This window comes from Oerskovia merdavium, assembly GCF_014836755.1.
Lineage (GTDB): Bacteria > Actinomycetota > Actinomycetes > Actinomycetales > Cellulomonadaceae > Oerskovia > Oerskovia merdavium.
Genome location: NZ_JACSQF010000011.1, coordinates 1 through 19,456 on the forward strand (window position 1 = coordinate 1; position 19,456 = coordinate 19,456).

General features: G+C 73.5%; 18 protein-coding genes. 14 read left to right on the top strand and 4 right to left on the bottom strand.

Annotated elements, in window-relative coordinates:
• Positions 1-50: 50 nt before the first annotated feature.
• Positions 51-1,022, bottom strand: coding sequence for a DUF4439 domain-containing protein (locus H9641_RS20730; RefSeq protein WP_191803867.1), 972 nt, complete (start codon positions 1,020-1,022; stop codon positions 51-53).
• A 235-nt stretch (positions 1,023-1,257) separates the two neighbouring features.
• Here H9641_RS20730 and H9641_RS11460 point away from each other — a divergent pair, with 235 nt between their 5' ends.
• The 5 genes from H9641_RS11460 to rbfA all read left to right on the top strand — a co-directional run bounded on the left by H9641_RS11460 (position 1,258) and on the right by rbfA (position 7,108).
• Positions 1,258-1,806 (top strand): ribosome maturation factor RimP, encoded by a 549-nt coding sequence (locus H9641_RS11460; protein ID WP_191803869.1) that lies wholly within the window; start codon positions 1,258-1,260, stop codon positions 1,804-1,806.
• Between the two features lie 3 nt (positions 1,807-1,809).
• Positions 1,810-2,925, top strand: coding sequence for a transcription termination factor NusA (nusA, locus tag H9641_RS11465; protein WP_191803872.1), 1,116 nt, complete (start codon positions 1,810-1,812; stop codon positions 2,923-2,925).
• Between the two features lie 147 nt (positions 2,926-3,072).
• Positions 3,073-3,270: a YlxR family protein gene (locus H9641_RS20735; RefSeq protein WP_318244552.1), complete on the top strand. Its 198-nt coding sequence runs from the start codon at positions 3,073-3,075 to the stop codon at positions 3,268-3,270.
• Positions 3,271-3,491: 221 nt separating this feature from the next.
• Positions 3,492-6,440 carry a translation initiation factor IF-2 gene (infB, locus tag H9641_RS11475; RefSeq protein WP_191803876.1) on the top strand — a complete coding sequence of 983 codons (2,949 nt, stop codon included), beginning with the start codon at positions 3,492-3,494 and terminating at the stop codon, positions 6,438-6,440.
• A gap of 191 nt (positions 6,441-6,631) precedes the next feature.
• Positions 6,632-7,108 carry a 30S ribosome-binding factor RbfA gene (gene rbfA / locus H9641_RS11480; RefSeq protein ID WP_191803878.1) on the top strand — a complete coding sequence of 159 codons (477 nt, stop codon included), beginning with the start codon at positions 6,632-6,634 and terminating at the stop codon, positions 7,106-7,108.
• Positions 7,109-7,286: 178 nt separating this feature from the next.
• Here rbfA and H9641_RS11485 read toward each other — a convergent pair whose 3' ends face one another.
• Entirely contained in the window at positions 7,287-8,777 is a 1,491-nt protein-coding gene (locus H9641_RS11485; RefSeq protein ID WP_191803882.1) for an MFS transporter, read from the bottom strand.
• A 77-nt stretch (positions 8,778-8,854) separates the two neighbouring features.
• Between H9641_RS11485 and H9641_RS11490 the strand changes: the two genes are divergently transcribed.
• The 6 genes from H9641_RS11490 to H9641_RS11515 all read left to right on the top strand — a co-directional run bounded on the left by H9641_RS11490 (position 8,855) and on the right by H9641_RS11515 (position 14,880).
• Positions 8,855-9,562: a TetR/AcrR family transcriptional regulator gene (locus H9641_RS11490; RefSeq protein WP_225220357.1), complete on the top strand. Its 708-nt coding sequence runs from the start codon at positions 8,855-8,857 to the stop codon at positions 9,560-9,562.
• Between the two features lie 49 nt (positions 9,563-9,611).
• On the top strand, positions 9,612-10,574 hold the full coding sequence (gene truB / locus H9641_RS11495) for a tRNA pseudouridine(55) synthase TruB (RefSeq protein ID WP_191803883.1): 963 nt from the start codon (positions 9,612-9,614) through the stop codon (positions 10,572-10,574).
• A 149-nt stretch (positions 10,575-10,723) separates the two neighbouring features.
• Positions 10,724-11,836, top strand: a complete 1,113-nt coding sequence (locus H9641_RS11500) for a bifunctional riboflavin kinase/FAD synthetase (RefSeq protein ID WP_191803886.1) — start codon at positions 10,724-10,726, stop codon at positions 11,834-11,836.
• A 2-nt stretch (positions 11,837-11,838) separates the two neighbouring features.
• Positions 11,839-12,534, top strand: a complete 696-nt coding sequence (locus H9641_RS11505) for an ABC transporter ATP-binding protein (RefSeq protein ID WP_068627434.1) — start codon at positions 11,839-11,841, stop codon at positions 12,532-12,534.
• 10 nt (positions 12,535-12,544) lie between these two features.
• On the top strand, positions 12,545-14,248 hold the full coding sequence (locus H9641_RS11510; protein WP_191803888.1) for a DUF6297 family protein: 1,704 nt from the start codon (positions 12,545-12,547) through the stop codon (positions 14,246-14,248).
• A 101-nt stretch (positions 14,249-14,349) separates the two neighbouring features.
• Positions 14,350-14,880 carry a flavodoxin family protein gene (locus H9641_RS11515; RefSeq protein WP_191803890.1) on the top strand — a complete coding sequence of 177 codons (531 nt, stop codon included), beginning with the start codon at positions 14,350-14,352 and terminating at the stop codon, positions 14,878-14,880.
• Positions 14,881-14,925: 45 nt separating this feature from the next.
• Here H9641_RS11515 and H9641_RS11520 read toward each other — a convergent pair whose 3' ends face one another.
• Both H9641_RS11520 and H9641_RS11525 read right to left on the bottom strand, forming a co-directional pair.
• Positions 14,926-15,648, bottom strand: a complete 723-nt coding sequence (locus H9641_RS11520; RefSeq protein ID WP_191803893.1) for an ABC transporter ATP-binding protein — start codon at positions 15,646-15,648, stop codon at positions 14,926-14,928.
• An 83-nt stretch (positions 15,649-15,731) separates the two neighbouring features.
• On the bottom strand, positions 15,732-16,841 hold the full coding sequence (locus tag H9641_RS11525) for an ABC transporter permease (protein WP_191803895.1): 1,110 nt from the start codon (positions 16,839-16,841) through the stop codon (positions 15,732-15,734).
• Between the two features lie 174 nt (positions 16,842-17,015).
• Here H9641_RS11525 and H9641_RS11530 point away from each other — a divergent pair, with 174 nt between their 5' ends.
• The 3 genes from H9641_RS11530 (at position 17,016) to rpsO (ending at position 19,419) form a co-directional block, all read left to right on the top strand.
• Positions 17,016-18,389: a sensor histidine kinase gene (locus H9641_RS11530; protein ID WP_191803897.1), complete on the top strand. Its 1,374-nt coding sequence runs from the start codon at positions 17,016-17,018 to the stop codon at positions 18,387-18,389.
• Entirely contained in the window at positions 18,386-19,015 is a 630-nt protein-coding gene (locus tag H9641_RS11535; protein ID WP_191803899.1) for a LuxR C-terminal-related transcriptional regulator, read from the top strand. Before H9641_RS11530 ends, H9641_RS11535 begins: the two co-directional genes overlap by 4 nt.
• Positions 19,016-19,149: 134 nt before the next feature.
• Positions 19,150-19,419, top strand: coding sequence for a 30S ribosomal protein S15 (gene rpsO / locus H9641_RS11540; RefSeq protein WP_056648736.1), 270 nt, complete (start codon positions 19,150-19,152; stop codon positions 19,417-19,419).
• Positions 19,420-19,456: the final 37 nt, after the last annotated feature.

Consider the following 19,456-nt stretch of genomic DNA (forward strand, 5'->3'; position numbering starts at 1 on the left):
GGGTTCCGGAGCGATGCTCCAGGACCCGGCCCGTCCGTTGAGGAGCGTCCTCAGCCGGCCGCCGGGGGAGTCGTCGACTGCTCGGGCAGGCCCGGGAACGCACCCAGGGGAGCGCCCCACGCGACGGCCGCGAGGCTCGCCTCGGTCGACAGGTCGGCGAGCGGCAGGCGCGTGCCCGTGCCGGCCTCGGCCGTGAGCGCGGCGTACGACTCCGCGAGCGAGGACTCGAGCTGGACGGCGAGCTCCGCCGTCGGGACGTCGGCCGGGACCGAGTAGGCGACCCGGCGCGGGTCCTGCGCCCCTCCCGCGGTGCCGGCCGCCTGGGCCCAGGCCTCGGCACGGGCGCGGTGCAGCACCGCGCGGTCGAGGGCTGCGGCGCGCACGTCGCCGTCCGAGAGGGCCGCGCGGACCTCGAACGCGTACCCCGCGGCGTCCTCGGCCTCGATGATGGTCGCCAGGTCCGTCGCGGTCAGGCCCGACGGCGTGGTCTCGGGGACGAGCAGGCCGGTCGGGAGCACGAGGGACTCGGGCAGCGGGGTGCCCGTCATGGCTGCGAGCTGACGCGCGGAGGCGTCCTGCGAGGACACGATCGACGTCAGGAGCCGTGCGAACGGGCCGTCGTCGGTCTGGTCGATCCCCTCGCGCATGCTCGCGCTCGAGGCGGCGAGCGCGTCGAGGACCTCGGCGGGCGTGGCCGCGGTGGGCGTGGTGGGCTCGTCGGTCGCGCTCGCGGTGGGCTCGGGCTCGGGGAGGCCCGAGTCGTAGACGCCGCCCAGCTGCGTCACGTGGAGGTCGGCGAAGGTGCCCGTCTCGGTGAGCGTCGCGAGCGCGGTCGGGTCCAGGCCCGACGACGTCGCCACCGCCGCCTCGGCGAGGTCACCCACGAGCAGCGCGCCGTCGACCGCGCTGCGGCGCAGCGTCTCCTGGGCGTCGGGCACGGGCTCGGTCGGGGGAGGGGTCTCCAGGCGCAGGCCGCACCCGGCCACGGCGAGCAGCGCGAGGGACGTGACGATCGACACCACCGCGCGACCTGCGGGACGACGACGATTCGCCCGGACCCGTGAATATCCGGGCGAAGCGGACCGTACGGCGTCGCTCGGGGCGCTCGACGGGTGGAGGCGGGGAGTCGGTTCGGCAGTCATCGAGGGTGATGATGTCACGTTCCTGGCGGGTGAGTCGTTAGGCTGAACCCGTACAACAGCACACCGGTCGATTCCACTGCCCGGTGGGCTCTGGAAGCCGACGGGAGACCGAGACATGAACAAGGCGAAGCAGGCCGGTGCGGACAGGGTCCGCCAGGTCGTGGAACCTGCGGTGCAGGCAGCGGGCCTGTACCTGGAGGACGTGACCGTCTCCCTGGCCGGCAGCCGCTCGGTCGTCCGCATCACGGTGGACCTGCCCGAGGACGCGGTGGGCAACCTGGACCTCGACGCCGTCGCGGAGGTCTCGCGCGAGATCAACAACGCGCTCGACGCGTCCGACGCCTTCCCCGGTGCCTACACGCTCGAGATCTCGACGCCCGGCACCTCGCGTCCCCTCACCGAGCTGCGCCACTTCAAGCGCGCTCGTGGCCGCATCGTCAGGCTCACGCTCACGGACGGCGGGAGCGTCGAAGGGCGCCTGCGCGAGGTCGAGGACGGCCGCCTGCTGCTCACCGGTGCCCCGGTGGACTCGGTGGCGCTCGACGACGTGACGCGCGGCGCCATCCAGGTAGAGCTCAAGCGTGCGCTCGAGGCGGACCTCGGCCCGGAGATGGCTGTTGACGAGAACCCCGGGGCGATCGCCCCGAACGACGAGGAGGTCTGATCGATGGACATCGACATGAGCGCGCTGCGCCTGCTGGAGCGCGAGAAGGACATCAGCCTCGACATCCTGGTGGCGGCGATCGAGCAGGCGCTGCTCTCCGCCTACCACCGGACCCCTGACGCGCACGCCCGCGCGCGGGTCGAGCTCGAGCGCCGCACCGGCCACGTGACGGTCTGGGCGCGCGAGGAGATCCCCGCCGAGGAGGACGCCGACGACGCGGCCGACGAGGTGGACGAGGACGGCGAGCCCGTGCGGCGCTACCGCGCGCCCGTGCTGGGCCCCGAGTTCGACGACACGCCCAAGGACTTCGGTCGCATCGCGACCGCGACGGCACGCCAGGTCATCGTGCAGCGGCTGCGCGACGCGGAGGACGACCAGATCCTGGGCAACTTCCGCGGCAAGGAGGGTGAGGTCCTCGCGGGCATCATCCAGCAGGCCAACGACCCGCGCATGGTCCTCGTGGACGTGGGCGGCACCGAGGCGGTCCTCCCGCCGCACGAGCAGGTCCCGACCGAGGACTACGTCCACGGCGAGCGGCTGCGCGCGTACGTCCTGGACGTCGCCCGCGGCATGAAGGGTCCGCAGATCACGCTGAGCCGCACGCACCCGAACCTCGTCCGCAAGCTCTTCGAGCTCGAGGTCCCCGAGGTCGCCGACGGCTCGGTCGAGATCATGGCGATCGCCCGCGAGGCGGGTCACCGCTCCAAGGTCGCGGTCCGCTCGCGCGTCGCAGGGCTCAACGCCAAGGGCGCGTGCATCGGACCCATGGGCGGGCGCGTGCGCGCGGTCATGGCCGAGCTGCACGGCGAGAAGATCGACATCGTCGACTTCAGCGACGACCCGGCGGAGTTCGTGGCGAGCGCACTGTCGCCGGCCCGTGTGACGTCTGTCACCGTGGTCGACGCCGAGGCCCGTGCCGCACGCGTGGTCGTCCCCGACTTCCAGCTGTCCCTCGCGATCGGCAAGGAAGGGCAGAATGCCCGGCTTGCCGCGAAGCTCACAGGGTGGCGCATCGACATCCGCTCGGACGAGGGTGCACACCCCGGTGCGGCCGACGACCGGGCCCGCGGAGGCTTCGACGAGGTCGACGGACCGGGTTCCGGCGACGGAAACCGGTAACACTCGGTGAGCGGGCGCGCTAGACTGTCCCTGACTGGGCCACGGGTCCGGAATCCGTCGCACGACCCTCCAGGCGCTCACGCGCCCGTTCGGACGTGCGTCGGGTGCCGGGAGCGTGACCTACGGTCTGTTCTTCTCCGCCTCGTGGTGGACCAGCCCGACATCCCAGAGCCCCGGCTCGTCGTCGATGTCGGCAGGTCGCTCCCGGGGCGCGGCGCCTGGCTCCACGATGCTCGGCGTTGCCTCGAGCTGGCCGAGCGTCGACGAGCCTTTCCCCGGGCGCTGCGTCTCGCAGGACCCGTGGACCTCGCCGGAGTTCACGCCCATCTCGACAGGGAAGACTGACCCGTCGTCAGTCATCGCCAGTCATCGTCAAGTCGGCGGTCCCGGTCGGCGGCGCACCCGCGCCGCCCCAGCCGAGCCGCGCCAGTACCGCACGAACACCGCACGAATCGTCGACAAGGAAGCGGGTTAGAAGCCGATGGGCACCCGATGAGTACCCAGCGATGAGCACCCAGCACTAAAGACGGTCCTCCCTGTTTCGGGTGGGCCGAGACAGGAGAGTTGTGGCAAAGGTCCGCGTCTACGAGCTCGCAAAGGAGCTCGGGGTGGAGAGCAAGACCATCATGACCAAGCTGACGGAACTCGGTGAGTTCGTCCGCTCGGCATCCTCGACCATCGAACCGCCGGTCGTCCGCAAGCTGCGCGACACCTTCCCGGTCGGTGGCACGGAGAGCGCAAGCGCTCCCGCCAAGCCCGCCGCCGCGAAGCCCGCGCCGGCACGTCCCGCCGCGCCCAAGCCCGTGCCGGCCGCCGAGGCCGCACCGGCTGCGCCCGCAGCAGCGGCTCCGGCTGCCCCCGCGCCGGCACCCGCCGCGCCCAAGGCACCGGCACCCCAGAAGGAAGCAGCGAGCCCCGCGTTCGTCGAGCCCACGCCCGCAGCCCCCGCTGCAGCCAAGCCCGCCGCCACGCCGGCTCCCGCCGCCGAGCGCAAGCCGTCGGCGTCGCCCAAGCCGGCAGGTGGCGGCAACGCCCCCGCGCCGGGCCCCCGTCCCGCAGCAGCTCGCCCCGGCGGCTCCGGCGGAACCGGTGGTGGCGGACGTCCCGGCGCCCCGCGCCCGGGCAACAACCCGTTCGCCTCGAGCCAGGGCATGCCGCGCGCCGGCGCCCCGCGCCCGGGCAACAACCCGTTCGCCTCGAGCCAGGGCATGCCCCGTCCGGGTGCACGCCCCGAGCGCGCCGCGGACCCGGCAGCGAACGCCAACCCCGCAGCAGCAGCAGGCAGCGCCGAGCGCACCGGTGGCCCCCGTCCCGGTGGTCCCCGTCCTGCCCCGCGTCCGGGTGGTCCCCGTCCCAACCCGGGCATGATGCCCGGTCGTACCTCGATCGGTCGCCCCGGTGACCGTCCTGCTCCCGGCGGTCGTCCGGGTGGCGGCGCCGGCGGTGCCGGTGGCGGTCGCGGCGGCTTCGCCGGTCGTCCCGGTGGCGCAGGTGGAGGCCCCGGCGGCGCTCCCGGTGGTGGCGGCGGTTTCGCCGGTCGTCCCGGTGGCGGTGGCCGCGGTGGCGCAGGTCGTGGCAGCACCCAGGGTGCGTTCGGTCGCGCAGGAGGGCGCCCCGTCCGTGGGCGCAAGTCGAAGCGGGCGAAGCGCCAGGAGTTCGAGCAGATGCAGGCCCCCTCGCTGGGTGGCGTGCAGGTTCCCCGTGGGAACGGCTCGACCGTCGTGCGCCTGCGTCACGGCTCCTCGCTCAACGACTTCGCGGACAAGATCGACGCGAACCCCGCGAGCCTCGTGACGGTGCTGTTCCACCTCGGTGAGATGGCGACCGCCACGCAGTCGCTCGACGAGGACACGTTCGGTTCGCTCGCCGCGGAGCTCGGGTACGTCATCGAGATGGTCTCTGCGGAGGAGGAGGACCGAGAGCTCCTCGGTGCCTTCGACATCGACCTGGACGCCGAGCTCGAGGGCGAGGGCGACGACGAGCTCCAGGCCCGTCCGCCCGTCGTCACGGTCATGGGTCACGTCGACCACGGTAAGACCCGACTGCTCGACGCGATCCGCCAGACCGACGTCATCTCCGGCGAGGCCGGCGGCATCACGCAGCACATCGGTGCCTACCAGGTCCGTCACGAGCACGAGGGCGTCGACCGTCCCATCACGTTCATCGACACCCCGGGTCACGAGGCGTTCACCGCCATGCGTGCTCGTGGTGCCCAGGTGACCGACATCGCGATCCTCGTGGTCGCAGCGGACGACGGCGTCATGCCGCAGACGGTCGAGGCGCTCAACCACGCGCAGTCGGCCGGCGTGCCGATCGTCGTCGCGGTCAACAAGGTGGACAAGGAGGGGGCCAACCCCGCCAAGATCCGCCAGCAGCTCACCGAGTACAACCTGGTGGCCGAGGAGTACGGCGGCGACACCATGTTCGTCGACGTGTCCGCCAAGCAGAACCAGGGCATCGACGCGCTCCTCGAGGCCGTCCTCCTCACGGCGGACGCCTCGCTCGACCTGCGTGCCAACCCGGACAAGGACGCACGAGGCGTCGCCATCGAGGCGAACCTCGACAAGGGCCGCGGCGCCGTCGCGACCGTCCTGGTCCAGTCCGGCACGCTCCACGTCGGGGACGCGATCGTCGCGGGCACCGCTCACGGACGTGTCCGTGCGATGTTCGACGAGCACGGCAACAACGTCACCGAGGCCGGCCCTGCCCGCCCCGTGATGGTGCTCGGGCTCGCGTCCGTGCCCAGCGCCGGTGACACGTTCCTCGTGGCTCCGGACGAGCGCACGGCCCGTCAGATCGCCGAGAAGCGCGAGGCGGCCGAGCGCGCAGCCCTCCTGGCCAAGCGTCGCAAGCGCGTCAGCCTCGAGGACTTCGCCCAGGCTCTCGAGCAGGGCAAGGTCGAGACCCTCAACCTGGTCCTCAAGGGCGACGTCTCCGGTGCCGTCGAGGCACTCGAGGACGCGCTGCTGCAGATCAACGTCGGCGACGAGGTCCAGCTGCGGATCATCCACCGCGGCGTCGGTGCGATCACCCAGAACGACGTCAACCTGGCGACCGTGGACAACGCGATCATCATCGGGTTCAACGTCAAGTACGGCGAGCGTGTCGAGGCACTGGCCGAGCGCGAGGGCGTCGACGTCCGCTTCTACTCGATCATCTACCAGGCGATCGACGACGTCGAGGCTGCACTCAAGGGCATGCTCAAGCCCGAGTACGAAGAGGTGCAGCTCGGCACCGCCGAGATCCGCGAGGTCTTCCGTTCCTCCAAGTTCGGGAACATCGCCGGTTCGATCGTCCGCTCGGGCGAGATCCGACGCAACACCAAGGCACGCGTCCTGCGTGGGGGAGCCGTCATCGGCGACAACCTCACGGTCGAGTCGCTCAAGCGGTTCAAGGACGACGCCACGGAGGTCCGCGAGGGCTTCGAGTGTGGTATCGGTCTCGGTTCGTTCAACGACCTGCAGGTCGGCGACACGATCGCGACGTTCGAGATGCGGGAGAAGCCGCGTAGCTGACGTACCTCTCCGCTGACGCCTACCCGTGAGGTGTGGCGGGTCTGCCGCGGGCCTGGTGGCCCGTGCCAGACCCACCACGACCCGCCACACCTCACGGCCCGGCGTCGGCGGAGCTGTTCGTTCAGGACGTGGCCCGAAGGGCCCACCAGGAGCTGACTTCCTGCGGGGCCCTCTGATGAAAGGACTGAACCATGGTCGACAAGCCCAGGGCTCGCAAGCTCGCTGACCGCATCAAGGTCATCGTGGCGCAGATGCTCGACACCCGGATCAAGGACCCGCGTCTCGGGTTCGTGACCATCACCGACGTGCGTGTGACCGGTGACCTGCAGAACGCCTCGGTGTTCTACACGGTCTACGGCGACGACGAGGAGCGGGCAGGGACCGCCGCGGCGCTCGAGAGCGCCAAGGGGATCATCCGCTCCGAGGTCGGCAAGCAGACGGGGATCCGGCTCACGCCCTCCCTCGAGTTCCACCTCGACTCCGTGCCGGACACCGCTGCGCACCTCGACGTCGCCCTCCACGAGGCCGCACGTCGCGATGCCGAGCTGGCCGCGCTGCGCGAGAAGGCCACGTACGCCGGCGACGCCGACCCGTACAAGAAGCCTGTTGCTGACGACGAGGTCGAGGCCGACGGGTCTGCGGACTCCGACGAGGTCGCGCCCGCCTGACGGCGCCCATGCACCTGGCCGAGCGATCGGGCGGGTGCGGCACGACGAGCACACGAACGGCCGGTCCCCGCAGGGGACCGGCCGTTCCGCTGTCCGGCCTCCGGCTGGGCGTTGCCGGCGCCTGCGAAGGGCGTCCAGCCGTCCCCGCATCCCACCGGACCCGCCCCCGGCGGGCGACCTACGCCGTCGGGCGGGCGGAGCGGCGCGGCAGGAAGGTCGCGGCGACCGCGCCCACCCCCACGCTCGCGGCACCCACCCACAGCGCGGCCGGCAGCCCGGCCGTGAAGAGGTCGGGCGTGAGCGCTCCGCCCGCGGCCTGGAAGACCGCGACGAGGACCGCGACGCCCAGCGCGACACCCACCTCTCGGAGCGTCGAGTTGGTCGAGCTCGCGGTCGCGTTGTCGGACTCGTCCATGTCGACCAGGACGGCCGTCGCGCTCGGTGCGAACGTCAGACCCATGCCGATCCCCGCGAGCACGAACGCCGGGACGAGCTGCGCGTACGTCGCGCCCGACGAGACGATCGCGAGCCAGGCGAGCGCGAGCGTCTGGAGGGTCAGCCCGGTCACGAGGAGAGTCCGGATCCCGAGGCGCGGCGCGAGCATGCCCGCGACGGGAGCGACGAGCATGGGGGCCGCGGTCCACGGGAGCGTGCGGATCCCTGCCTCGAGCGGGGAGAGGCCCTCGGCGATCTGGAAGTGCTGGATGAGCAGGAACACGGCGCCGAACATGCCGAGCGAGAACGCGAAGCCGGACACGTTCGCGACCGCGAAGCTGCGCGAACGGAACAGGCGCAGGGGGACGAGCGGCGAGCCGCCCCGGCGGGCCACTCGCTGCTCCCACGCGACGAAGGCCGCGAGCAGCAGGACCGAGCCGGCGAGCAGCGAGAGCACGACCGCTGACGTCCACCCGTCCTCGTTGCCCCGGACGATGCCCCAGACCCCTGCGAAGACACCGGTCCCTGCGAGCGCGAGGCCCACGAGGTCGATCGGACCGCGGCGCCCGAACGACTCGCGCAGCGCGACGAGCACGAGCGGGACCGCGACGAGAGCGACGGGCACGTTGATCCAGAAGATGGCCTCCCAGCTCATGCCCTCGACGACCGCGCCGCCCACGAGCGGCCCGAGCGCGACACCCAGACCGGAGACGCCGCCCCAGATCCCGATCGCGAGCGACCGGCGGGCGCGGGGGACAGCATCGGCGATGAGCGCGAGGGACAGCGGCATGATCGCGGCGGCCCCTGCGCCCTGCACGGCGCGCGCCGCGATGAGCGCGGACGGGGTGTCGGCGAGCGCGCACGCGACCGATGCGAGCGTGAACACCGCGATCCCGACGACGAACACCCGGCGGCGGCCGAACCGGTCTCCGAGCGAGGCCGCCACGAGCATGAGCGTCGCGAACGCGAGCGTGTAGGCGTTGACGAACCACTGGAGCTGTTCGACGCTCGGCCGCAGCGCGCGGGCGATCACGGGCAGGGCGCCGGTGACCACGAGGTTGTCGAGCGTGGCCATGAACATGGGCAGCGAGGCTGCTACCAGGACCAGCGCGAGAGGCCGACGGCGCCGCGCACCGGGGGTGCGTGCGTCGTCGATCGCGGTGGTGAGGTCCGCGGGGAGGGCGGCGTCGGTCGCGAGGGTGGGCGGTCGGTCGGGGGCGGCGGTCGTGGACATGAGGACTCCTCGAAGAGGTAAGCATCGGATGATTACTAGGATTCCGACGCTAGTAATCAACTGATAACCTTGTCAACATGGAGAGCGCACCGAGTTCCGCACGGGCCCAGGTCGCCGAGCCCGAGGCCTCGACGCGGCGCATGTCGCGCGACGAGCGCCGCGAGCAGATCCTCGACGCCGCGACGGCCGTCTTCGCCGCGGGCGGCTACGCCGGGACGAGCACCGACCAGGTCGCCCGGGCCGCGGGCGTGTCCCAGCCCTACGTCGTGCGGATGTTCGGCACCAAGCACGAGCTGTTCGCCGAGGTCTTCGACCGGATCGGCCGCCGCATCGTGGCCGCGTTCTCCGCGGTGCCCGCCGGGCCCGCGGCCGGGGACGAGCTCGCCGCGACCTACGTCCGGCTGCTCGCCGACCGCAACCTCCTGCTCGTCATGATGCACGGCTTCGCGGCCGGCGCGGACCCCGTGTTCGGGGCGCGGTCACGCGAGTTCTTCGTCGAGGTCTTCGAGGTCTACGTGGACCGCACGGGCGGCACGCTCGACCAGGCGCGAGACTTCCTCGCCCAGGGAATGCTGCTCAACACGCTGCTCGCGATCGGCGCCCCCGAGCACTTCGGCGCGGACCCGCGTCTGGGCGAGCTCGTGCGGTGCGCGTTCGGCGACGCGCTCCCCGCGGTCGACCCGGCTGCCCGGCGGACCGGCGAGCGAGGGTCGGGAGAGCCGGGCGGACCCCACGCCGGAGACCCCGACCCCGCCGAGTCCCGCCCCGCCGCCTCCGGGCGCTGAGCCCCCGCCTCCCCACCACCCCGTTCCCGAGCACCGAGGACCCCTCCCGATGACGCACGACCAGAAGCCGGTGCGCGAGCGCCGCCCCACCGCCCCCGACGGTCTCGTGATCGTCGACAAGCCCCAGGGGCTCACGAGCCACGACGTGGTGGCGCGCCTGCGTCGTCTCGCCGGGACGCGCAAGGTGGGGCACGCGGGCACGCTCGACCCCATGGCCACGGGCGTCCTGGTCCTGGGGATCGGGCGCGCCACCAAGCTGCTGACCTACGTGGTGGGCGCGGACAAGGAGTACACCGCGACCATCCGGCTGGGCGCGGCCACGACCACGGACGACGCCGAGGGCGAGACCACCTCGCGCGCGGACGCCTCGGCCGTGACGCGCGAGGCGATCGACGCGGGGGTCGCGCTGCTGACCGGACCCATCGAGCAGGTACCGAGCTCGGTGTCCGCGATCAAGGTCGACGGGCAGCGCGCGTACGCGCTCGTCCGCTCGGGCGAACAGGTCGAGCTCAAGGCGCGGCCCGTGACGATCTCGCGCTTCGACGTCCACGAGGTCCGGCCGGTCGCGGCCGCGGAGCCGGGCGACCTTCCTGCGCTCGACGTGGACGTCACGGTCGTGTGCTCGTCGGGAACGTACATCCGTGCCCTCGCCCGCGACCTGGGTGCGGACCTCGGCGTCGGGGGACATCTCACGGCCCTGCGCCGCACGCGCGTGGGCGGCTACGCGATCGACGGGGCCTCGACGCTCTCCGAGCTCGAGGCTCAGGTCGAGCGCGACGGCGTGCTCGTGACCGTTCCGCTCGCCGACGCCGCCCGCGCCACGTTCCCGGTGCGCGACCTGACGCCCGAGGAGCGCAACGCGCTGTCCTACGGCAAGTGGGTCGACCCGTCGCCCCAGGACACCACGACGGCCGCGATCGGCGACGACGGGTCCCTCGTCGCGCTGCTCGAGAACGTGGTGCGCGAGGGCAAGCACAAGGCCAAGCCTGTGATCGTGTTCGCCCCGGCGTGAGCCCGGGCACGTCCGACGGGTGACCGTTCGCCGGTTCGATGGGGAACACCCGGGCGAGACGTGGCAATCTTGACCAGGCGCGCCGTGGGTGCGCGCCGTCGTCGGGCTTCCTGAGCAGGCCCGCCTCACACACATCTCGAGGAGTACGCGTGCACCTGTGGACGGACCTGGACCAGGTTCCGCCGGGATTCGGACCGTCGGTCGTGACGATCGGCAACTTCGACGGCGTCCACCGCGGCCATGCCGAGGTGCTCGGCCGCATCGTGTCCCTCGCCCGGGAGTCCGGCTCCCAGGCCGTGGCCGTGACGTTCCACCCGCACCCCGCGATGGTCCACCGACCCGAGCAGGCACCTGAGCTCCTGACCGGGATCGCCGACCGCCTGGAGCTCCTGGAGGCCACGGGGCTCGACGCCGTGCTGCTCGTCGAGTACACGCTCGACTTCGCACGGCAGAGCCCTGAGGAGTTCGTGCGGACCTACCTGGTCGACGGCCTGGGCGCGCGCACGGTCGTCGTCGGGCACGACGTACGGTTCGGGCGCGACAACGCGGGCAACCTCGCGACGATGATCGAGCTCGGCCGGACGCACGGCTTCGAGGTGCGCGCGATCGACGACGTCGGGACCGTCGGCGGGGAGCCCGGGCCCGCGAGCGCCTCCGGCGACGCCGCCTCGACGGCAGCGGACACGGCGCCCAGCGGGCGCTGGTCCTCGACCGAGATCCGCGGCCTGCTCACGGACGGCAAGGTCCGCGAGGCCGCGGCGCTGCTCGGACGTCACCACCGCCTGCGCGGCGTGGTGATCCACGGCGACGCGCGCGGGCGCGAGCTCGGGTTCCCCACGGCCAACCTGGGCGCGATCAGCGGCATGGTCCCGGCCGACGGCGTCTACGCGGGTTGGCTGCGTCGTCCCCAGCTCCTCGCGGCGGACCCGGGGAACTGTGACGGCGTGCTGCCCGCGGCCATCTCGATCGGCACCAACCCCACGTTCGACGGCGTCGAGCGCCGCATCGAGGCCTACGTCCTGGACCGCACCGACCTCGACCTGTACGACGAGGAGGTCGTCCTGGAGTTCGTCGAGCACCTGCGCCCCACGCTGCGCTTCGACGGGATCGACGCGCTCGTGGAGACCATGCACGACGACGTCGCGCGAGCCCGCGTGATCCTCGCCCCGGGCGCGAGGACGCCTGCGCGGACCTCCCCCGAGCCGAGCGGGCCAGGTGGACCGGGCGGCGTCGGCGCGTCCACGACCGGGGCGGGGGAGTAGCCGTGTCGGTCAAGAAGCAGCCCGTGCTCGAGACCCGTGCCCTGCGCGTCGGGTACGCCGAGGCACCCGTGTGCGCGCCCGTCGACCTGGCCGTCCGGCCGGGCGAGCTGTGGGCGATCATCGGGCCCAACGGCAGCGGCAAGTCGACGCTCCTGCGTGCGCTCCTGGGGGTGCTCGCGCCCCTGTCCGGCAAGGTCCTGGCGTTCGGGCGGGACGTGGACGAGCGCGAGCGCGACTTCCGCGCCAAGGTCGTCGGCATCCTCGACGACGACGCCTACTTCCCGGGGCTCACGGCGCGCGAGCACCTGGTCCTGACCGCGCGCGGCCACGGCGTGGCGGGCGCGGGCGAGGTCGTGGACCAGCTCCTCGACCGGTTCGGCCTCGCGGCACAGTCCGGGGCCATGCCGACCGAGCTGTCCTCGGGGCAGCGGCGGCGCCTCCTGCTCGCGGCCGGGTTCGCCCGCCCCCGCGAGGTCCTGGTGCTGGACGAGCCCGAGCAGCGCCTCGACCCGGGCATGCGGGCCGACCTGGCCCGCATCCTGGTCGAGGAGGCCGGGCGCGGGGCCGCCGTCGTGTTCGCGACGCACGACCCCGAGCTGGTCGAACGCACCGGTGCGCGCGGGCTCCTGGTCGGCGACGACGAGTGCCTGCGCCTGGGGCACCAGGCCGCGCTCGACGCGCTCGCCCGGGTCCGTTGAGGAGCGGGCGATGAACGCGGCGCAGGGCAGGGGCAAGAAGCGCCCGCACGGCCCGACGAAGGGACCCCACGACGTGGCGGCCGCGGCGGCCGCGGCCGCCGCCCCGGGTGGCCCAGCGGCGCCCGGGCCGGTGGCGCCGGAACCCGAGATCGAGCGCGCTCCGTTGCCGCTGCTCGTCGCGGACCCGGACGAGGAGTTCTCCGGTCGGGAGATCCGTCGCCTGACCGCACGCGTCACGGCCTCGCGGGCCGACGCGGGCCCGGGCGAGCTGCTGGGGAACATCGCCTACGTCGTGGTGTCGATCGCCATCTCGATCGGCTTCGTGATCGGCGCGGCGAACGTGCTCCGCGAGACGATCTTCGTCGAGCCCGCGGGCGGCCGTGACGCGGTCCTGACGGCCGCCACGATCCAGGCGCTCGGCTCGGTCGCGCTCCTGGCGCTCATGACGGGCATGGCCGTGCGCCTCGGCCCCCTGGGGACGGGCAGCGCGGGCGTGCGGTGGTGGGTGCCCATGCCCGTCGACCGGCGTGGCCTGCTCACCCCGTCGTACTGGCGCGGCGTCGCGGTGGCGCTCGTCGTGGGAGCGGGCGGGTTCGCGGTCGTCGCGCTGGCCTCGGGCGCGGACCCGGCCGTGGCAGGGCGCAGCGCGGCCCTGGGCGCCGCGGCAGGGCTGCTGCTCGTGGGCCTCGCGGGGCTGATCCAGCCCCGGACGCCCGTCGCGGCCAGGGTCGCTCGCGTGAGCGACGTGGTGCTCGCGGCGGTCCCGGTCGCGGGCGTCGTGCTCGTCGCGGCCGGCCGGTCCGACCTGCGCGAGCTCAGGGTCCCCGCCTGGGTGATCGGTGCGCTCGGGTTGGGTGCGCTCGCCCTCGTGGTCGTGTGGTGGCGCCGGCTCGAGGTGCTCGGCGCCCAGGTGCTGCGTGCGCAGAGCGCGGTGGCCGACCAGGCGGGCGGGGCGATCCTCTCGCTCGACACCCGCGAGCTGGGGCGCGCCCTGAGCAGGGCCGGCTCGACCCGTGGCGGCAAGGTCCGCAGGCCCACGCGATTCGGGCTCGTCCGGGGGCCGGTGTCGGCTCTCGTCGCGGCCGACCTCACGCTCCTGCGCCGCAGCCCGTCGGCGCTCGCTCAGCTCGTCGGCCTCACTGCACTGGTGATCGTCGCCCAGCAGGTGCCCGCGTTCACGGGCGGGTTCGGGCTGTTCGTCCTGCTGGTCGTCGCGGGCTTCCGCGCCGCGCAGCTCGGTGCGGAGGGGGCACGCACCGCGGAGATGGTGCCCGCGCTCGACGCGATGGTCCCGTTGTCCGCGCGCGACGCCCGGCTGGCACGGACCGTCGCGCCCTCCCTCACGGCGCTCGTGGCCCTCGTGGTCGGGACCGTGCCGCTCGTGCTGACCACGCGTGAACCGCTCTGGTTCGCGCTCGTGGCCGTGGTAGCGGTCGGCATGGGCGGCGCCGCGATCCGCAGCGCCTACCGCAAGCCGCCCAACTGGTCCGGCCCGCTCATGGCGACCCCTGCCGGAGCACTCCCGACGGGGGCGGCCTCGATGGTCGCGCAAGGACCCGACGCGGCCGTCCTCGGCGCGATCCCGCTCGGCATCTGCTTGCTCGTGGGCGCGCCCACGCCGGCGCTCATCGTGTTCCAGGGGATCGCGGTCTGGATCGCCTTGGCCGTGGCGTCGCACGTGCGGGCGACGGGGGCCAAGCCGTTGCTGGGGTGAACGCGTCCGGCCCGGGTCCAAGGACCCGTGCAGCCCGGACCAAAGGTCCTGGCGGTGGTGGTGCTCCGCGAGCAGCCTGGTGCTGACGACAGGAGCGAGCCATGGAAGCAGTCGTGATCTACGAGTCGATGTTCGGGAACACCGCCGAGATCGCACGGGCGGTGTCCGAGGGGCTGGCCGAGCAGGTGGACGTGCGGACGGTCGAGGTCTCCTCGACGCCGCCGGGAGACGACGTCCTCGGGGCCGACCTGATCGTCATCGGTGGCCCCACGCACGCATTCGGGATGTCACGCCCAGCCTCTCGCGAGGAGGCGGCGGGTCGACGGCCGGGCAGCCCGGTCGTCGAACGAGGCATCCGCGAGTGGCTCGACGCGATCGCCGACGACGCCTCGGGGCGGTTCGGCGCGACGTTCGACACCCGCGTCAAGACCGTCAAGCACCTCCCGGGCAGCGCCGCCCGCGCCGCCGACCGGGTGGTCCGCCGCCGCGGGCTCTCACCCGCCGACTCACCGCACTCGTTCTACGTCGAGGGCATGGAGGGGCCGCTGTGCCCGGGTGAGGTCGAGCGGGCCCGCGAGTGGGGCCGAGAGCTCGGGCGGACGGCGTTGCTCGCGCGGCAGAGCACTTCCTGAGGCGCCCCTTCGAGCGGTAGGAGCGCGCACGGGACGCTGCCCTCCTCAGGCCCGCACGACCGCGGCCTCTCCCGCTCCCACGAGCCGCCCGTCCGCCAGGTGCACGCGTGCGTCGACCGTGTCGAGGGTCGCCTCGTCGTGGGTCACGACGATCGTCGCTGCGCCGGTCTCGCGGGTCAGGCGCGTGACGAGCTCGATGATCTGGACGCCGCGCGCGTGGTCGAGCGCCGACGTGGGCTCGTCGACCAGCAGCACCTCGGGGTGGTTCATGAGGGCCCGGGCGATGGCGACGCGCTGACGCTGACCGCCCGAGAGCTGGCCGGGCCGCTTGGCGGCGACGTCGCGGAGCCCGACGGCGTCGAGCAGCTCGAGCGCCCGGTCGCGGTGCGTGGAGGGCCGCTCGCCGCGCAGGTGGCTCATGAGCTCGAGGTTCTCGAGCGCCGTGAGCGACGCGATGAGCTGCGGCTGCTGGAACACGATCCCGATCCGGTCGCGGCGCAGCCGCGCGGAGTCCGAGGACACGGCCGAACCGGCCGCCGCCCCGCCGGCGGGGGCGTTGACGATGTCGTCGCCGATACGCACCTGGCCCGCGGTCGGGGTCGTGAGCGTCGCGGCCACGGCGAGCAGGCTCGACTTTCCGGAGCCCGACGGGCCGAGCACCGCGGTCGTGGTCCCGGCGGGGACGGTCAGGGAGACGTCGTCGACCGCGGTGACGGTCGACTCGCCGTCGGGGTAGACGAGGGTGATGTGGTCGAGGGTGAGGTCCATGGTGTGCCTTTCAGGAGCGAGAGCGATGGGGGCGTGGGCCGCGACCGGTGGGCGCGACGCAGCGGCCAGGAGCGGGGAGCGCCTCAGCGGGCCGCGAGCGCCGCGTGCGGGTCGATGCGCGTGATCCGGATGATCGCCGCGACGGCGCCGACGGTCCCGAGCACCACGAGGATGAGCGCGGGCAGGAGCGTCGTGGCGGGGGAGACGACGACGGGCATGACCTGGGCCGCGAGGGCTCCGGCCCCGGCGGCGAGCGCGCTCCCGACGCCGACGCCGAGCACGAGCAGGACGAGCGCCTGGCCGATCGCGTCGCGCAGCAGGTAGGAGGTCGAGGCGCCGAGCGCCTTGAGCACCGCGACGTCGCCGGCCCGGTTGATGGTCCAGACCGTGAAGAACGCGCCCACGACGAGGGCCGAGATCGCGAGCAGGAAGCCCTGCATCATGGTGAGCGACATGTTCTCGGCCGAGAACGAGCTGACCGCGGCGCGTGCACCCATGGGCGAGAGGGTCGCGGTGCCGGTCTCGTCCGCCGCTGCGGCGAGCGCGGAGCTGCTCGGGTCCCCGGTGATCGCGACGACGGTGGCGACCTCGTCGCCCGACGCTCCGCCGCCGCGGGCGCCGACGGCCTGCCAGTCGGACAGGTCCATCCAGACGACGGGCGTGTGCGAGAAGTCGGCCTGGGTGTCGAGCACACCGGCGACGGTCAGGGTCAGCGAGCCCAGGGCGACCTCGTCGCCCTCCTGGGCACCCAGGTCGTCGGCCGCGCCGCTCGAGAGCAGCACGGTGCCGGGGGCGGCCTCGGCGCCGTCGGGCACGAGGCCCGAGCCTGCGCGCGAGCCGAACGCGGTGACGGCCGCGGTGGTCCCGGCCTCGCCGTCCGCACCCGCGGTGACCGACGCGCGCGTCGTGGCGATGCCCAGGGGCTCGGCCGCGTCGACGCCGTCGACCGCGGCGAACGCGTCCCACTGCGTGGCGTCGACCTGGGACTCGGTGAACGAGGGCTTGGCGTCGCCGGTCACGGTGAACGCGAGCCGGTCGACCGGGAGGTCGGTGATGCCCGACGTGCTCGCGCGGGCCAGGCCCGCGGTCAGCGACGCGAGGAACCCGACGAGGAACGTGATGAGGACGATGACGGTGGACATGAGGACGAAGCGTCCCCGGGCGAAGCGCAGGTCGCGCAGCGCGACGAACATCAAGAGCCTCCGGTGGGTGGGTGGGATTCGATCTGCGTCCAGCCTCCCGCCGGAGCGCCCCGCGCGGATCGGGCCCGTGGACGGTCTCTGGTGGCCGCAGGGTGGGGCCGAGGATCAACCTTTCGATGGATCGCTCGCGGCACGTCGCGCCCGCCGCGTGGCTAGGGTGGCGATGTGAAGCCTCGCGCCGTGATCTCCGCAGCCCTCGGGCTCCAGGTCGCGCTCGACGTGCTCCTCGTGGCCCTCGTGGGGCTCGCGGTCGGCTCGCGCTGGGCCGAGGCCCTGAGCGCCGGGGGGCTGGACGCCGGGGCGTGGGGCGCGCTCGCGTGCGGCCTGGCGCTCCTGGCCGTCTACGGCGTGGGGCGCGCACGGATCAACGTGCGCGACACCGCGGTCGACGCCCCGCGCGGCGCCTGGTGGCCCACGGGCGCCTGGGTCGCCGCGCTGATCGTGGGGTGGGCGCTCCTGCTGCTCCTGACCCCGGTCGCGCTGTGGATCGCTTTCCCCCTGATGTTCCTCGAGATGCACGTGCTCGGTCCGCGCCGCGGGATCCTGGCCGTGGCCGCGACCACGGTGTGCGCGATCGGCGGCGCGATCCTGGGCGGGCAGCAGCTCGTGGGCTCGATCCTGGGCCCGACGTTCGGCGGCCTCGTCGCGATCGCCGTCGTGCTCGGCTTCGAGACGATCGTGCGCGAGTCGCAGGGGCGCCAGGAGCTCATCGACGACCTGGTCCGCACGCGCGCGGACCTCGCGGCCTCGGAGCGCGAGGCCGCGGTCGCGACCGAGCGCGAACGCCTCGCGCGCGAGATCCACGACACGCTCGCGCAGGGCTTCTCGTCGATCGAGCTGCTGCTGCGCGCCGCGGACGCGTCGCTCGAGGAGGTCGTGGCGCCGGGGGCGTTCGCCCCGGGAGCCCCCGGCCCGACGGCGGCACGCGCCGCCCGCGGCTACGTCACCCAGTCGCGGCTCGCCGCGCAGCAGAACCTGGCCGAGGCGAGACGCTTCGTGCGCGACCTGGCACCGGCCGACCTCGAGTCCGCGACCCTGGTGGGCGCGCTCGAACGGGTCGCCGACCGCACGGCGCTCGCTGCCGGGGGAGGGCTGACCGTCACGGTCGAGGCCTCGGGGCAGGCTCGTCCGCTGCCCGTGCCCGTCGAGACCGCGCTGCTGCGCATCGCCCAGTCGGCGCTCGCGAACGTCGTGCAGCACGCGGGGGCGTCGCGGGCCGCGGTCACCCTCAGCTTCCTCGGTGACGCCGTGGCGCTCGACGTGGTCGACGACGGCCGCGGGTTCGACCCGCGGCAGGTGGTCGCCGGTCGGGCCGGCGCGGTGCCGGGCCCGTCACGGGGGATGCGCTCCGTCGTCGGGCAGACCGGCGGGGAACCCGGCGCCGCCGACGAGACCCCCGCGCCCCGCTCGGGCTTCGGCCTGACGGCGATGCGTTCGCGCGTCGCCGAGCTCGGCGGGACCTTCTCGCTCGAGTCCTCGCCCGGCGAGGGGACCGCGCTCGCGGTCCACCTGCCGCTCGACCCCCAGGAGGACTGGTGACCGTCCGCGTCGTGCTGACCGACGACCATCCCGTGGTCCGCGCGGGCCTGCGGGCCGTCGTCGACGCCGAGGGAGACATGGAGGTCGTCGACGAGCTCGCCACGGCCGAGGAGCTCGTGCGCCGCGTGAGAGCGGGGCTCGAGGCCGACGTCGTGCTGCTCGACCTGCGGTTCGGTGACGGGCGCATGGGCGGCGCGCAGGCCGCGCGCGAGGTCGTCCGCCTGGGCGGTCCGCCCGTGCTGATCCTCACGACCTACGACTCCGACCAGGAGATCCTCGCCGCGATCGAGGCCGGTGCCACGGGGTACCTGCTCAAGGACGCCCCGACCGACGAGCTGACCGCCGCGATCCGTGCGGCCGCGGCCGGGCAGGTCGCGCTCGGGCCCAGCGTCCAGCGGCGCCTCCTCGGGCGCATGCGGGCACCCGGCGTCTCGCTCTCTCTGCGCGAGCTCGAGGTGCTCGGGCTCGTGGCCCAGGGACTGTCCAACGACGAGGTCGCGCGCGAGCTCTTCCTGTCGAAGGCGACCGTCAAGTCGCACCTGGTGCACGTGTACGAGAAGCTGGGCGTCGACTCGCGCACGGCCGCCGTGGCCGAGGCGCGACGGCAGGGGTTGCTGCGCGACTGAGCCCGGGACCGTCTCCGAGCCAACCCTGCTAGACTATGGGCGCCGTCAGAACGGCCGCGGAGGCTGGTCAGCCTGCCGAAGAGCCCAGGGATCTAGCCCTGAGGCGCCGCGCAACGAACACTACAAGGAGAGCCGTGCCCCTCGACACTGCCACCAAGCAGCGCATCATGACCGAGTTCGCCACGAGCGAGGGCGACACCGGTTCGCCCGAGGTCCAGGTCGCGATGCTGACGCAGCGCATCAAGGACCTCACCGAGCACCTCAAGGAGCACAAGCACGACCACCACAGCCGTCGTGGCCTGCTTCTCCTCGTCGGCCAGCGTCGCCGTCTCCTCGGCTACCTGCAGAAGGTCGACATCAACCGCTACCGCAGCCTCATCGAGCGCCTCGGTCTGCGTCGCTGACACCCCCTGACACAGCCCGGTCCCACCAGGGACCGGG

Excerpts from the sequence above, each read along its gene's own strand:
- H9641_RS11460 (WP_191803869.1), top strand. The coding sequence starts at position 1,258 with ATGAACAAGGCGAAGCAGGCCGGTGCGGACAGGGTCCGCCAGGTCGTG.
- nusA (WP_191803872.1), top strand. The coding sequence starts at position 1,810 with ATGGACATCGACATGAGCGCGCTGCGCCTGCTGGAGCGCGAGAAGGAC.
- rbfA (WP_191803878.1), top strand. The coding sequence starts at position 6,632 with ATGGTCGACAAGCCCAGGGCTCGCAAGCTCGCTGACCGCATCAAGGTC.
- H9641_RS11485 (WP_191803882.1), bottom strand. The coding sequence starts at position 8,777 with ATGTCCACGACCGCCGCCCCCGACCGACCGCCCACCCTCGCGACCGAC.
- H9641_RS11490 (WP_225220357.1), top strand. The coding sequence starts at position 8,855 with ATGGAGAGCGCACCGAGTTCCGCACGGGCCCAGGTCGCCGAGCCCGAG.
- truB (WP_191803883.1), top strand. The coding sequence starts at position 9,612 with ATGACGCACGACCAGAAGCCGGTGCGCGAGCGCCGCCCCACCGCCCCC.
- H9641_RS11510 (WP_191803888.1), top strand. The coding sequence starts at position 12,545 with ATGAACGCGGCGCAGGGCAGGGGCAAGAAGCGCCCGCACGGCCCGACG.
- H9641_RS11515 (WP_191803890.1), top strand. The coding sequence starts at position 14,350 with ATGGAAGCAGTCGTGATCTACGAGTCGATGTTCGGGAACACCGCCGAG.
- H9641_RS11520 (WP_191803893.1), bottom strand. The coding sequence starts at position 15,648 with ATGGACCTCACCCTCGACCACATCACCCTCGTCTACCCCGACGGCGAG.
- H9641_RS11525 (WP_191803895.1), bottom strand. The coding sequence starts at position 16,841 with ATGTTCGTCGCGCTGCGCGACCTGCGCTTCGCCCGGGGACGCTTCGTC.